13 protein-coding genes are annotated in these 13,978 nt (G+C 64.9%); 9 read left to right on the forward strand and 4 right to left on the reverse strand.

Translation table 11 applies throughout. The features are described 5' to 3' along the window. Positions 1-232 precede the first annotated feature (232 nt). The 7 genes from CU_RS01015 (at position 233) to deoC (ending at position 6,832) form a co-directional block, all read left to right on the forward strand. A complete protein-coding gene (locus CU_RS01015; protein WP_012359467.1) occupies positions 233-1,018 on the forward strand; it encodes a succinate dehydrogenase cytochrome b subunit in 786 nt (261 codons plus the stop codon). A 30-nt stretch (positions 1,019-1,048) separates the two neighbouring features. Beyond that, positions 1,049-3,082: a fumarate reductase/succinate dehydrogenase flavoprotein subunit gene (locus CU_RS01020; RefSeq protein ID WP_012359468.1), complete on the forward strand. Its 2,034-nt coding sequence runs from the start codon at positions 1,049-1,051 to the stop codon at positions 3,080-3,082. Continuing rightward, positions 3,082-3,831, forward strand: a complete 750-nt coding sequence (locus CU_RS01025) for a succinate dehydrogenase/fumarate reductase iron-sulfur subunit (RefSeq protein WP_012359469.1) — start codon at positions 3,082-3,084, stop codon at positions 3,829-3,831. The genes CU_RS01020 and CU_RS01025 overlap by 1 nt, the downstream gene beginning before the upstream one ends. 45 nt (positions 3,832-3,876) lie before the next feature. Continuing rightward, positions 3,877-4,191 carry a hypothetical protein gene (locus CU_RS01030; protein ID WP_012359470.1) on the forward strand — a complete coding sequence of 105 codons (315 nt, stop codon included), beginning with the start codon at positions 3,877-3,879 and terminating at the stop codon, positions 4,189-4,191. Between the two features lie 220 nt (positions 4,192-4,411). Beyond that, the gene (locus CU_RS01035; RefSeq protein ID WP_012359471.1) at positions 4,412-5,737 is read left to right on the forward strand and encodes a DUF445 domain-containing protein; all 1,326 of its coding nucleotides are present in this window, start codon (positions 4,412-4,414) and stop codon (positions 5,735-5,737) included. Positions 5,738-5,798: 61 nt separating this feature from the next. Next, on the forward strand, positions 5,799-6,119 hold the full coding sequence (locus CU_RS01040; RefSeq protein ID WP_012359472.1) for a DUF2516 family protein: 321 nt from the start codon (positions 5,799-5,801) through the stop codon (positions 6,117-6,119). 65 nt (positions 6,120-6,184) lie between these two features. Further along, complete coding sequence (gene deoC / locus CU_RS01045; protein WP_222863831.1) at positions 6,185-6,832, forward strand: deoxyribose-phosphate aldolase; 648 nt, start codon at positions 6,185-6,187, stop codon at positions 6,830-6,832. Positions 6,833-6,848: 16 nt separating this feature from the next. On the opposite strand, the gene CU_RS01050 is transcribed toward deoC, so the two are convergent. The 3 genes from CU_RS01050 to CU_RS01060 all read right to left on the reverse strand — a co-directional run bounded on the left by CU_RS01050 (position 6,849) and on the right by CU_RS01060 (position 9,312). Then, positions 6,849-7,838, reverse strand: a complete 990-nt coding sequence (locus CU_RS01050) for an LmeA family phospholipid-binding protein (RefSeq protein WP_012359474.1) — start codon at positions 7,836-7,838, stop codon at positions 6,849-6,851. A gap of 127 nt (positions 7,839-7,965) precedes the next feature. Beyond that, a complete protein-coding gene (locus CU_RS01055; protein WP_012359475.1) occupies positions 7,966-8,805 on the reverse strand; it encodes a hypothetical protein in 840 nt (279 codons plus the stop codon). Positions 8,806-8,811: 6 nt separating this feature from the next. Beyond that, positions 8,812-9,312 carry a DUF2505 domain-containing protein gene (locus CU_RS01060; protein ID WP_012359476.1) on the reverse strand — a complete coding sequence of 167 codons (501 nt, stop codon included), beginning with the start codon at positions 9,310-9,312 and terminating at the stop codon, positions 8,812-8,814. Positions 9,313-9,335: 23 nt separating this feature from the next. On the opposite strand from CU_RS01060, the gene CU_RS01065 reads away from it, so the two are divergent. Next, positions 9,336-10,583 carry a UDP-N-acetylmuramate dehydrogenase gene (locus CU_RS01065; protein ID WP_012359477.1) on the forward strand — a complete coding sequence of 416 codons (1,248 nt, stop codon included), beginning with the start codon at positions 9,336-9,338 and terminating at the stop codon, positions 10,581-10,583. A gap of 158 nt (positions 10,584-10,741) precedes the next feature. Here the strand turns inward: CU_RS01065 and CU_RS01070 are convergent, their stop codons facing one another. After that, on the reverse strand, positions 10,742-12,523 hold the full coding sequence (locus CU_RS01070) for a long-chain-fatty-acid--CoA ligase (RefSeq protein ID WP_012359478.1): 1,782 nt from the start codon (positions 12,521-12,523) through the stop codon (positions 10,742-10,744). A gap of 173 nt (positions 12,524-12,696) precedes the next feature. Here CU_RS01070 and mshA point away from each other — a divergent pair, with 173 nt between their 5' ends. Then, positions 12,697-13,971 (forward strand): D-inositol-3-phosphate glycosyltransferase, encoded by a 1,275-nt coding sequence (mshA, locus tag CU_RS01075; protein ID WP_012359479.1) that lies wholly within the window; start codon positions 12,697-12,699, stop codon positions 13,969-13,971. The last annotated feature ends 7 nt before the right edge of the window (positions 13,972-13,978 follow it).

The following is a 13,978-nucleotide window of genomic DNA, read 5'->3' on the forward strand; positions in this document are numbered from 1 at the left end:
GGATTTTTCCATTCTTCTCCCCGCCCCGGTGACCTCGATGCCACCGGGGCGGGGAGTTTTGTGGCTGTTGCGACTGGTGTGATTTGAGGGTATTTACGCAACGAAGTTGTTGCGCAATAGGTGCGCTTCCTGTGATTTTGCCCTAAATAGGGTGTAAAAGCCCAGGGTGGACCATGGCAGTTAGTGACCAAGGTCTCCAAGCTCGTAGAGTTATTACGACACTGGAGGTGCCATGACTGTAAAGAATGACGAAAACCGGGACGCCCTTGTCCACGGGAAAATAACGACGAAAGCCCTGCGCGAAAAGCCGGGCATCCCAACCTGGGTTATGAAGCTGACGATGGCCATCACTGGCATCATCTTCGGCCTGTTTGTTCTGGTCCACATGCTCGGAAACCTGAAGGTATACACCGGCGCTGAGGGCTTCAATACTTACGCGGACTTCCTCCGCGAGGTCGGTTCGCCGATCCTGCCTGAGGGCGGCCTGCTGTGGATCTTCCGCATCGTGCTGCTCGTGGCAATCGTGCTGCACGTGTGGTTTGCGTTCGCACTGATCGGCCGCAGCCACCAGTCCCGCGGCCGCTTCCGCCGTAAGGGCATGGTCAGCAACTGGAATACCTTCTCTGCACGCACCATGCCGGTCACCGGTATCGTGCTGCTGCTGTTCATCATCTTCCACATCCTGGACCTGACCCTGGGTGTCCAGCCGGCTGCATCCAGCGAGTTCACCGAGGCTGTTGACGGCAACCACGCTGCCTACCAGAACCTCGTGGCTTCCTTCGAGCGCCCGGCAGTTGCGATCATCTACATCGTCGCGATGTTCATCCTGTTTGCCCACCTGTCTCACGGCATCTGGACCGCGTCCTCGGACCTGGGCATTACCGGCCACCGCTGGCGCCAGGTGATCCTGTGGATCTCCTACCTGGTCCCGGCCCTGATCCTCATCGGCAATATCTCTATCCCACTGGCTGTGCTGTTCGGGGGCATTGAGCAAGTGCCATTCGTCCCAGGCGTTTAAGCTCGCGAGTCTGTTAAGGAGTAAACGGCTATGAGCGATGTTATTAACCACCCGCACAACCAAACTGCGGATTTCAACTACGACGAGGCAGTCGCAGCTTTCACCGCGCCTGAGTCCTCCGTCGACGGCGTGACCGTCGGCAAGGTCCTGAAGGACAACGCCCCGCACGAGGTAGGCCAGGATCAGCAGTGGACCTACGCCAAGGACCACTTCGGCCTGGTATCCCCGCTGAACCGCAACAAGTTCCGCGTCCTGATCGTCGGTACCGGCCTAGCCGGTGGCGCTGCCGCCGCAGCCCTCGGCGAGCTGGGCTACGACGTGAAGGTCTTCACGTACCACGATTCCCCACGCCGCGCGCACTCCATTGCTGCGCAGGGTGGTGTGAACTCCTCCCGCGGTAAGAAGCTGGATAACGACTCGACCTACCTCCACACCAAGGACACGGTCAAGGGCGGCGACTACCGCTGCCGCGAGAACGACTGCTGGCGCCTGGCGATGGAGTCCCCGAAGGTCATCGACCACATGAACGCCATCGGCGCACCGTTCTCCCGCGAGTACGGCGGCACCCTGGCAACCCGTTCCTTCGGTGGCGTGCAGGTCTCCCGCACCTACTACACCCGTGGTCAAACGGGTCAGCAGCTGCAGCTGGCGACGACCTCCGCGCTGTACCGCCAGATCGGCGCCGGCAACGTGGAGATCTTCACCCACGCAGACATGCAGGACGTCATCGTCGAGAACGGCGTCTGTAAGGGCGTCGTGATGCGCAACCTGATCACCGGTGAGCTGACCGCTCACACCGGCCACGCAACCGTGCTGGCCACCGGTGGTTACGGCAACGTGTACCACATGTCTACCCTGGCGAAGAACTCCAACGTCTCCGCCATCATGCGCGCCTACGACCAGGGTGCCTACATGGCATCCCCGTCCTTCGTGCAGTTCCACCCGACCGGCCTGCCGGTCAACTCGGACTGGCAGTCCAAGACCATCCTGATGTCCGAGTCCCTGCGTAACGACGGCCGCATCTGGACCCCGAAGAAGAAGGGCGACGATCGCGACCCGAACAACATCCCGGACGACGAGCGCGACTACTTCCTGGAGCGTCGTTACCCGGCATTCGGCAACCTGGTCCCGCGTGACATCGCGTCCCGCGCGAACGCCCAGCAGATCAACGCCGGCTACGGCGTTGGCCCGAAGAAGAACTCCGTCTACCTGGACCTGGGTGACGCCATCAAGCGCCTCGGCAAGGACACCATCCGCGAGCGCTACGGCAACCTGATTCAGATGTACGAGGAGGCCATCGGTGAGTCCGCGTACGAGACCCCGATGCGCATCGCACCGACCTGCCACTACACCATGGGTGGCCTGTGGACCGACTTCCACGAGATGACCTCCATTCCGGGGCTCTTCTGTGCCGGTGAGGCATCCTGGATGTACCACGGTGCAAACCGACTGGGTGCTAACTCCCTGCTCTCCTCCTCCGTCGAGGGCTGGTTCACCCTGCCGTTCACGATCCCGAACTACCTGGCGCCGCTGCTGGGCGAGGAGGTCTCTGCTGAGGACTCCCCGGCCGCACAGGAGGCCCTGGAGCGCTCTCAGAAGCGCATCGAGCGGATCATGAACGTCCGTGGCGAGGAGCCACACGGCGCGGCGTACTACCACCGTCAGCTCGGCGAGATCCTGTACTTCTCCTGTGGCGTGTCCCGCAACGTCGAGGACATGAAGGACGGCATCGAGAAGATCCGCGCACTGCGTAAGGAATTCTGGGCCAACGTCCACGTCCCGGGCGAAGCCAACGAGATGAACCAGGAGCTGGAGTACGCACTGCGCGTGGCCGACTACCTGGACCTCGGCGAGCTCATGTGCGTCGACGCACTGGACCGCGACGAGTCTTGCGGTGCCCACTACCGCGATGACCACCTCTCCGAGGACGGCGAGGCCGAGCGTGACGATGACAACTGGTGCTTCGTTTCCGCTTGGGAGTCGAACGGCGATGAGAAGTTCATCCGCCACTCCGAGCCGCTGTACTTCGATCGAATCCCGCTGATGACAAGGAATTACAAGTAATGAAGCTGAATCTTGAAATTTGGCGTCAGGCGGGCCCGAACGCCGAAGGCCACTTCGAGTCCGTCAAGGTTGACGACGCCGCAGAGCAGATGTCCATCCTGGAGCTGCTGGACCACGTCAACACCATGTACGTCGAGGCTGGCAAGGAGCCCTTCGCCTTCGCCTCTGACTGCCGCGAGGGTATCTGTGGTACCTGTGGCCTGATGGTGAACGACCGTCCGCACGGCCCAGACCAGAACAAGCCTGCTTGCCAGCAGCGCCTGGTTTCCTTCAACGATGGCGACACCATCAAGCTGGAGCCGCTGCGCTCCGCTGCATACCCGGTCATCAAGGACATGGTCGTCGACCGTTCCGCGCTGGACCGCGTCATGGAGAAGGGCGGCTTCGTTTCCGTCCAGGCTGGTACCGCACCGGACGCCGACGACCTGCTGGTCAACCACTCTGACGCGGAGAAGGCTCTGGACCACGCGGCCTGCATCGGCTGTGGTGCGTGTGTCGCAGCCTGCCCGAACGGCGCTGCTCACCTGTTCACCGGCGCGAAGCTGGTTCACCTCACCCTGTCCCCGATGGGTCGCGAGGAGCGCGGCAAGCGCGCCCGCGCCATGGTCGACGAGGTGGAGACCAACTTCGGTCACTGCTCCCTGTACGGCGAGTGCGCGGACGTCTGCCCGGCTGGCATCCCGCTGACCGCCGTTGCCGCGATCACGAAGGAGCGCGCACGTGCTGCCTTCCGCGGTAAGGACGACTAGGTTAAGCTGTAGATACATACAGGTTTTCCGGAAAGTAGGAAAGAAATGGCTCTCGCTGAAAGCCTCCAGATGGAGCGTTACTACGAGGACGGCTTCGTCCCGTCGAGCTACGATGCGCCGCACTCTTCTCTGCACCGCTCTATCACCTGGGTCGCGATGGGCTCCATCCTGAGTTCCCTGGCCTTCTTTGGCATGGCGATCTACGGCCTGGCTGGTGCAGCCGGTAGCGACAATGCAACCGGTTTCGTTATCGCAGGTCTGATCGGTGCTGTGCTCCTTCTCTTCGGTGGTTTCGCCATGGTCCACATCGGTCGCGCGAACTACCGCGAGTACGTCAAGCGCAGTGGTCGCATCCACTAGAACTTGGCTAGCACGCGCGTGATGCACGCGCAGGGCACGCACCTCCAACGCAGCCCGCAAAGCTAGTACTTGAGGCCGCCCCGGTCCCGTCATTGAGGACGGTGACCGGGGCGGCTTTTTGCATGCTGCTTCTCGGTCGCGCGACGGCATGGCAGGCTTGGGGCTGCGTCGCGGTGGGGGAGGGGAAGACCCCAAGGGCTAAAGCTGCGATACTGGTGGGGTGAGCCATCGCAGCATTGATAACCCCGCCCCAGCTAGCAGCAGCCTGCCGGTGCCCGGCCCCTCCCCGGAGTCCGAGGCCCAGCGGCGCCACGACCTGCGCAAGCACAAGGCCATCGCCTCGGGCCTGCTGATCTTCGCGGCGATCGTCTTCGTCATCTGCCGCATCGTGGATCACGGCGGCGATGCCCCGGCCTGGGTCGGCTACGTCCAGGCCGCCGCCGAGGCCGGCATGGTTGGTGGTATCGCGGACTGGTTCGCCGTCACCGCACTCTTCCGCCACCCACTGGGCCTGCCGATCCCACACACCGCGATCATCAAGCGGAAGAAGGACCAGGTCGGCCACTCGCTGTCGGAGTTCGTCGGCGAGAACTTCCTCAACGCCACCCTCATCTCCGAGAAGCTGCGGGCCGCCCACCTGCCTACACGGGCCGCCAAGTGGGTAGTGGAATCCGAGGGGGACCAGGTCATCAGCCGGGAGATCGGCAAGCTGATCCGGCTGACGGTCAACGGGGTGAACGCCAAGGAAGTCGAGGCCGTCCTGCGCGTGATGGTCATCGACCGCCTCCGCGAACCACAGTGGGGCCCACCGATGGGGCGCGGCCTACAGCAGCTCATCGACGAGGGCCGCACCGAGCCACTGGTCGACGCGGCCGTCATCTGGATGGACGATAAGGCCCGGGAGTCAGAGGACTTCATCGTCAACCTCATCGACGAGCGCACCCCGCGCTGGGCGCCCCGCTTCGTCCGCGAGCTCGTCGGCGACCGCGTCTACCGCGAGGTCGTGGACTTCACCGCTGCGGTGCGGGCCAACCCGAACCACGAGGCCCGCCAGCAGTTCCGCAGCTTCATCGCGGGTCTGGCCCGCGACCTTCAGCACGACCCGGTGATGATCCAACGCATGGAGAACATCAAGGAGGACATCCTCAACTCCGGGCCCATTACCGCGCTTCCGGCGACCGTGTGGGAGAACACCCGGCACGTGCTCGCAGAGCAGGCCGAGGACCCAGAGTCCATGTTGCGCACCCGCATCGCGGCCTGGGTCAGCGAATTCGCCGAGCGAGTGCTCGAGGAACCACAGCTGCGCGAAAACCTGGAAGACCGGCTGGTTGGGGCGGCGTCCTACCTGGCGGAAAACTACGCAGGTGAGGTCACTAGCATCATCGGTGAGACCGTGGAGCGGTGGGACGCTGAGGAGGCAAGCGACCGCATCGAGCTGATGGTGGGCAAGGACCTGCAGTTCATCCGCGTCAATGGCACCGTCGTGGGCGCCTTGGCGGGGCTGGCTATCTACTCGCTGGCGCAGCTGATCGGCTGGCTCTTCTAGCGGAAGGGACGGTGGCCTGCCGCTCCCGCTGCGTGTCCGGGGCGTGCACTAGGATGAGGCCATGATGAATCCCGCAATACTCATCGGCTTCCAGGTGGCTTTCTACCTGTATATGTCCCTGTCCGTGATCGTTCTGATCCTGGGGGTTGCTGCCGCTGCCCAGGTGGCAATGACCCGCGATGATGCCTTCGAGGTCATCAACCGCAAGAAGCAGAACTGGCTGCTGCTTGGGGGCGGGGCAGCGCTGACTGGCCTATTCGGCATCTTCGGTGGCGGTGCCTTCCCACTGTGGATCATCGGTGCGGTGATCGTCGGTATCTACTGGCAGGATGTTCGCCCGGCGATCCGCGACATCCTCGATAACGCCTCCGGGGCGTGGTAGCCGTGGCTGCTTCCCAGAACTCGTCAGGGTCCGTGTCCCCGAGCCGCGAGTCGGTCGCTCAGATTATGGACGCCACCCTGCTGGCCACCGACGCCAGCCGGGAGGACGTGCGGGCTCTGCTCCGCGAGGCCCAGGAACTCGGCTGTGGTGCGGTGTGCGTATCCCCGTCCATGCTGCCGATCTCGGGGGATTACCCCGGGCTGCGCGTGGCCACGGTGGCGGGATTTCCCTCCGGTAAGCACCAGAGCCTCATCAAGGCGACCGAGGCCCGCTTTTCGGTGGAACAGGGCGCCGATGAGGTGGACATGGTCATTGACGTGGCCAATGCTGTGGCCGCCGATGAGAATGCCATGCTCTCGGAGATCATGGCCGTGCGCGAGGCGCTACCCGCGCCAGCGGTGCTGAAGGTAATCCTGGAATCCGCGGTGCTTTCCGAGGAGCAGCTGCGCGCTGCAGTGCGTTCGGCCGCTCGCGCCGGCGCGGATTTCGTGAAGACCTCCACTGGCTTCCATCCGGCGGGAGGCGCCAGCGTCGAGGCTGTGCGGATCATGGCCGATGAGCTGGATCGGATGGGCAAGCGCGGCCGGGTGGGGATCAAGGCCTCCGGCGGCATTCGCACCTGGGAGCAAGCCGTGGCCATGATCGAGGCGGGGGCGACCCGCCTGGGGGTTTCTGCCGCCCGCGCCATTTTGGAGGGCGCGCCGCAGCAGTAGTCGGGGGTGAAGGGGATTAAGCCGCGGCCCGGTTGAAGATCTCGCCGCCGGAGCCCACTGCTCCCGGGCGGTCCTCCTCGGCCGGGGTGTTGTCCCCGGTACCGTCGTTGCCGCGATCCGTGCGCGGGCTTTCCTGCCCGCCCTGCTGGGATTGCCCCGCCTCATTGAGGGAGCTCTGCAGCTCGTTGAGATCGACATCCGTGCCGTGCAGGGAGATCTGCAGGCCGTTGTTGGTGACGCGCACATCGCGGGCCTCAAGGCCACCTGGCGTGTTCTGCTCCACGGACTGTTCGACAGCGCCGCCGAGCGCCTCAGCAAGGACATCCGGCAGCTCCTGACCGAAGACCTTCACGGCCGAGACTTCCATCGTCAGCTGGCCTTTCTCGATCTTCGGGCTCATCACGATGCTGGCCAGCCCGCCGCTGAACTGCACTTCGAGGGTCTGATCCTGGGGGTTCGGCACAACGTCATCGACCTGAAGGAGGCTGTTCAGCAGGTCATCGTCCGACTGGCCGGACTGATTGGCGATCATCTCGGCCTTCATGACCTCCTTCGGCAGCTCCGCGTCGACGGTCAGCTCGCCGAAACGCATGTCCTGCGGAGTCTCGCCCATCGAGAGCTTCTTTCCGGTGATGTGGGTTCGCGGCATGCCGGTGACGACCGGGCGGTTGGGGTCGTTGTCCTCATAAGAGACGTCGATGCTGGAGGGGACCTCCACCTCCAGGTGTGGCAGCGATCGCTGCACCAACCCCAGGAGCACCGGGGTGGTGCCCAGCGATACCTTCGGGTCCTCGACCGTGCGCGAATTCGAAGCCTCGGTCAGGGAGTTCTTGATCTCATGCTTGATGTACCAGCGCGCGCCGAACTCGGCGATCAGAGCGAGCAGAAGCACGATGATCACGATGATGGCCAGGACCTTCGGCGCCTTCGACTTCTTCTCCGGGGCCTGCTGGGCCGGGAAGCCGGAGAACTGGGGCTGCTGGGGATAGTAATTTTGAGAGCTCACCCAACATAGTGTTCCGCAAAGCCAGCAAGATTTCTATAAAACCGCGCTCCGGTGGCAGTTGCGGGCAATCCAGCGGGAGACCCCACCCGCAGCGGAAGGATGCCCACCGGGGCGCCGCGGAAGGGGATTAGATCCGGATGTCGCTCACGAGTTCCCAAGGGACAGTGAGCAGATTGTCCTGCATCCGCCGCCGCGGGTTGAGCTTCGCCAGCTCGGCCGGAAGCTGGCTCAACAGGTCCGCGCGGGCGAAGCGCCAGCGCACCCGCGGGCCGTAGGGTGCATAACCCGCAGCCCGGTCCCAGGCCGCATCCGCAGCCTGTAGCAGCGCGAAAATCTTGTGGCCCTCGGTGTTCTCGTGGATCAGAGCCTTCGGCAGCCGCTCCGCCACATCCGAGGGCTTGTCAACATCGGCCGGATCCCAGGCCAGCGTCAGCGTCTGGGGGCCAGACTCGTCCAGGAGCACCCAGGCCGCCCGCCGTCCGACCTCATCGCAGGTCCCCTCGATGATCTGCCCGCCGGGGCTCAGCCCCGCGATCATCATCTGCCAGGCCGCGAGCACCTCGGAGACGTCGTACTGGCGCAGCACGTTGAAGGCCCGCACCAATTCGGCGCGGTGGCCCGCCAGCTCGAAGCCGCCCAGGGCGAACTCCACGCCATCGCGGGGCGGCAGCACCCGCGAGGGCTCGATCTCGAGCCCGAGCACGCGCACCTTGGGGTCTACCCGGCGCAGCCATCCGGCCCACTCCACCGTGGTGGTGTGAGAAGCCCCGTAGCCCACATCCACGGCGAGCGGGCGACGTCCGGATGAAGAAGCAGCATCGAAGGCGGCGCGCACCGCGGGGTGATGAGCGAGCCACCGGTCGGCCTTGCGCAGCCGGTTGAAGCCGGTTGTGCCGCGGGTGGGTACGCCAACGGGCCCGTCCTGCGACCAGGAACGGGCCCGTAGATTGTGGGCGTGATCAGCCACGGAAGTTTAGGCGTTCTCCTTGAGATACTTCTCGATCAGGGAGGACTCGTGGGCGATGAACTGCTCGACCCACGCCATGATCTTCGGCTCCAGCATGGAACCCATCATGGGGATCTTAACGTCCACCGCGGACTTGGCGTTCAGGGTGGTCGCACCATCGGCGTCCTGCAGCACCAGGTCGGCATTGAACTTCACCGGCAGGCCCGAGACCTCGGCGGTGACAGTGCCGGTCGCGCGGCCGCCCTCGATCGGGCCCAGGGTGACGGTGCGGGCCAGCTCGAGGGCAGCCGGAACCATCGCGCGGAAGGACTCCGGGACGGCGTCAATCGGCAGCTTCTCGGCCAGCTCAGCCTTGACGTTCGGGCCGCCGGTGAAGCTGCGGACTTCGCCGGGCTCGTCACCGATGTTCTTCGCCTCGTACTCCCAGTACTCCTGGGAGGACAGCGCGGCGTGGACATCGGCGAGCGGGAAGCCGATGCTGTGGGTGTTCTCACTGTTAGTCGTCATGGCTACAGGCTACCGTTAGAGGCGTGACACAAAAGCAGAATCACGCCAATACTTTTCCGGCCGCAACTACCGGCCCCGCCGCCGTGCCGACGCTCGACGAGGTGGCCGCCGCCGTCGCCCCCACCGGTGCCACCGTGGACCGGCGACCACTCGCGGAACTGACCACGCTGCGCATCGGTGGGCAGCCGGCCGCCGTGGTGGAATGCACCACCGCCGAGCAGCTGGCCGGTGTGCTGGAGGCCGTCGACGCCGCGGGCTGGCGCGTGCTGATCGTCGGTGGGGGATCGAACCTGTTGATCGGGGAGGGTCCGGAGGTTTCCGAGCTGGTTGTCGTGCACGCCGCGGACACTCCGGGCGCGGCCATTAGCATTGATCCGGAGACGGGCGTGTGCTCGGCCTTCGCGGGAGTGGAGTGGGATCGTTTCGTCGCCGCGACCGTGGCCGCCGGCCTGGGTGGGCTGGAGTGCCTCAGCGGTATCCCGGGCTGCGTTGGAGCCACCCCGGTGCAAAACGTGGGCGCCTACGGGGCGGAAGTATCCCAGGTGCTGCGCAGGGTGCGGCTCTACGACCGCGCCCGCCGGGTCGCGGAGTGGGTGGCGCCCGAGAGCCTGGATCTGGCCTACCGCTACTCGAACCTGAAGTTCACCGACCGTGCGGCGGTGCTGGAGGTGGAGTTCCAGCTGGACCCGGCGGGGCTCTCTCTGCCGCTGCGCTTCGGTGAGCTAGCCCGGCGCCTGGGCGTGGCCCGCCCGGCTGAGGGGGAGGAGGCCGACCAGATCCGCCGCCCGGCCGCAGAGGTTCGCCAGGCGGTGCTGGAACTGCGCGCTGGCAAGGGCATGGTTCTTAATGCCGAGGACCAGGACACCTGGTCCGCCGGTTCCTTCTTCACCAATCCGGTCGTCGCTGGAGACGCGGCACGGGATGCGGTGGTCGCCGCCGTTCGCGAGCGCGTCGGTGAGGCGGAGGCCGAGGCCATGCCACTGTTCTCCGTCGGAACGCCGGAGAAGCCGGAGTTCAAGTTCTCCGCGGCCTGGCTCATTGAGCGGGCGGGCTTCCACAAGGGCTGGCAGGTGCCAGGCCGGGAGCATGCCGGGCTGTCCACCAAGCACACCCTGGCGCTGACCAACCGGGGAGGGGCGAGCAGCGCGGACGTGGTGGCGCTGGCCACCGCGGTGCGCGACGGGGTCTTCGAGGCTTTCGGCGTGGAGCTGGTGCCCGAGCCGGTGTGGATCGGGGCGGAGCTGCCGCAGGTCAACAGCGCAACTGACTAGGCACTAAAAGAACAACGCCCTTGGCGCGAGCTTCGCGACCCCCAAAGCTGGGGTCAGTCTCGGCCTAGGGCGTTGTGCGTGTTCGGTATCGCCGGGCGAGTACCTGAGGCGGGTGAGTGCCCGTCTCAGGCATCGAACCCGGCGACCCGGGTGGAGGCTTAGCCCTCCTCGGCGACGATCTTTTCGACCATGTCCTTGATCTCGCGGCGGCGGATCTTACCGATCAGGTCCGTCGGCAGCTCGTCGACGACGAAGAAACGACGTGGCACCTTGTAGCGGGTCATCTCGTGGCGTGCCCACTCCTTGACCTTCTCCTCCTCGAAGTCCTCCTTCTTGACGTGCTCGTCGAGCACCACGGCGGCGACGACCTCGTCGGAGCCGTCCTCCTTGGCCAGGCCCACCACGCCAGCCTTCGCAATCATCGGGTGATCCGCCAGGACTTCCTCGACCTCCGCCGGGTAGACGTTGAAGCCACCCGTGATGATCATCTCCTTGATGCGGGAGACGATGCGCAGGAATCCATCCTCCTCCATGACGGCCATGTCACCGGTCTTGAACCAGTCCTCGAAGAACGGCTGCTCGTCATCGGCGACGTTGATATAGCCGCTGAACACCTGCGGACCACGGATCAACAGCTCGCCGGCCTCGCCGTCCGGCATGGTGCGGGAGAGATCCTCCGGATCAGCGACCCGAACCTCGGTGCTCGGGAACGGGATGCCGATATAGCCTGCACGCGCGTGCTCCGAAATAGGGTTCGCAGTGGCGATCGGGGAGGTCTCGGTCAGGCCGTAGCCCTCGATGATGGAGCCACCCGTGCGCCCCTGCCACTGGTGCGAGATGGACACCGGCAGTGGCGCCGCGCCGGAGAGCGCGTTCTTCACGCCGTTGATGTCCAGGTTGTGCTCCTCCGCAGCCTCCAGGATCTTGTCGTACAGCGTCGGCACGCCCGGCATGTACGTCGGAACCTGCTTCTTCATCTGATCCACGATCAGCGGGATCTCCGGCTTCGGCAGCAGGCAGAGCTTGCCGCCAGTCGCCACGCCGAGTGCTGCGGTCAGGGTCAGACCGAAGATGTGGAACATCGGCAGTGCGGCCAGGTAAATCTCCTGCTCGCCCTCGCCGAGCTCACCCACCCAGGCCAGACCCTGGGCCACGTTCGCCATGATGTTGCGGTGCGTCAGCATCGCGCCCTTCGGCTTGCCGGTGGTGCCGGAGGTAAAGAGGATGAAGGCCTCGTCATCCAGGCTGCGCTCCGGCACCGGACTGAGGTAGGCGCCGTCGCCGCCGATGGTGCCGTCGACCAGCTTCTGGAAAGGCACCGTGCCCGGTGCCGGGGAGTGCAGCTGTTCCCGCTTTTCCTTCAGGGAGGAGATCGGCAGCTTCAGTGCGAGCTGCTTGATCTTCGGCATCGCCTCGATCATGTTGACGGTGACGACGGTATGCAGCTGCGTGCGGTTGACCAGCTCCTCGCACAGCGGGGCGATCTTGTCCCAGGCGATGATGACCTTCGCGCCGTGGTCGATGAATGGTCCCTGCAGCTCGCGGGCGGTGTACAGCGGATTGTGTTCCACCACCGTCGCACCCAGGTATAGCACCGCGAAAATCGAGATCAGGTGCTGCGGGCAGTTCGGCAGGCAGATGGCGACGCGGTCGCCAGGGCGGACTCCGAGCGCCTTCAGTCCAGCGGCTACCTTACGGACCTGAACGTGCGCCTGGGCATAGGTCGTTGTGCCGCCGAAGAAATCGAGCATCACATCCTTGCCGTGCTCGCTGCTGGCCTTGATGAACATGTCCACCAAGGTGTCGCCGCTGAGTTCGATCTCCGCAGGAGTCCAGGAGTTGTAGTACTTCAGGTACGGCTTCTCCCGCCAAGCGCGGCCTTCAGGCTTCTTGCCTTCCTCGTTCGCCGCGGAAGAGTTGGGGGCGAGGGTTTCGGTCATGTCTTTATCCTCCTTGGGGTCCGAAACAAGGAATGTGATGCGGGTCTCACTAACGCTAGCTGCTCCAGGGACATTTGTGTGTGAAAACAAATAACTCGCAAGGAATACTAACGCCGGCGGGGAGGCGTCCTCAAAGGGGCTGGAGCGAGTGGGGGAACGTAGGATCGGGAAGCATGCGCATCGCGATGATCTCTATGCACACTTCTCCGCTGGAACAGGCGGGAACCGGCGACGCCGGCGGAATGAACGTCTACATCCGAAACACCGCCGAACAGCTGGCCAAACTGGGCTTAAGTGTGGACATCTTCACCCGCGCCACCCGGCCGCTGCAGGGGGAGGTCGTGGAACTCGGTGACGGGGTGCGGGTGATCAATTGCGTGGCCGGACCCTATGAGGGGCTGAGCAAGGAGGAGCTGCCGACTCAGCTGGCCGCGTTCACCGGCTCCGTGCTCGCCTTCACCCGGCAACACGGGCTGAGCTATGACCTCATCCACTCCCACTACTGGCTCTCTGGCCAGGTCGCGTGGCTGCTGCGAGACCTGTGGAATATTCGCTGGGTCCACACCCCGCACACGCTGGCCGCAGTGAAGAATAACTACCTCTCCGAGGGGGATCACCGGGAGCCGGAGTCCCGTCGCATCTGTGAGCAGCAGATCGTGGACAACGCCGACGTCCTCATCGTCAACACCGACGCCGAGGTCGCGGACGTCGAGGAGGGCTACGACTCCCATAAGGCCCGCATCGCGGTGGTCACCCCTGGCGCCGATATTGAAAAATTCACCCCCGGCACCGAACGCGCCACCGAGAACGCCCGCCGAGCTCTGGGAATCCCGCTCTCTGCGAAAGTGATCGGCTTCGTGGGGCGCCTCCAGCGACTCAAGGGGCCTCACGTGCTGCTGCAGGCCGCCGCGACCCTCATCGAGCGCTACCCGGATATGCCGATCCGCGTGCTGATCTGCGGCGGGCCGAGCGGTTCCGGGCTGGAGCGCCCGAAGTGCCTGGAGGAGCTCGCCGAGGAGCTGGGAATTTCGCGCGCGGTGCGCTTCTTGAAGCCCCGCCCGCCCGAGGAGCTCGTCTCGATCTACCAGGCCGCGGACGTGGTGGCGATGCCGAGCGCGAATGAATCCTTCGGTCTGGTCGCCCTGGAGGCGCAAGCCACCGGCACGCCCGTGGTCGCCACCCGCATCGGAGGGCTGCAGGCCGCGGTCGCGGAGGGGAAGTCTGGTCTGCTGGTCGACGGCCAGGATCCGCAAGCCTGGGCCGATGCGCTGGGCCAGTTGCTTTCCGACGACGACCAGCGCATCGCGATGGCGGAGTACGCGCCCCAGCACGCCGCCCGCTATAGCTGGGAGAATACGGCCAAACAGCTGGTGGAGCTCTACCGAAGCCTCCCGACGATGCCGGAGGAAGGTCCCGCGGAGCGTCACCCTGCGGGCAGCGCGAATTAATGCTCGG

This window comes from Corynebacterium urealyticum DSM 7109 (genome assembly GCF_000069945.1).
Lineage (GTDB): Bacteria > Actinomycetota > Actinomycetes > Mycobacteriales > Mycobacteriaceae > Corynebacterium > Corynebacterium urealyticum.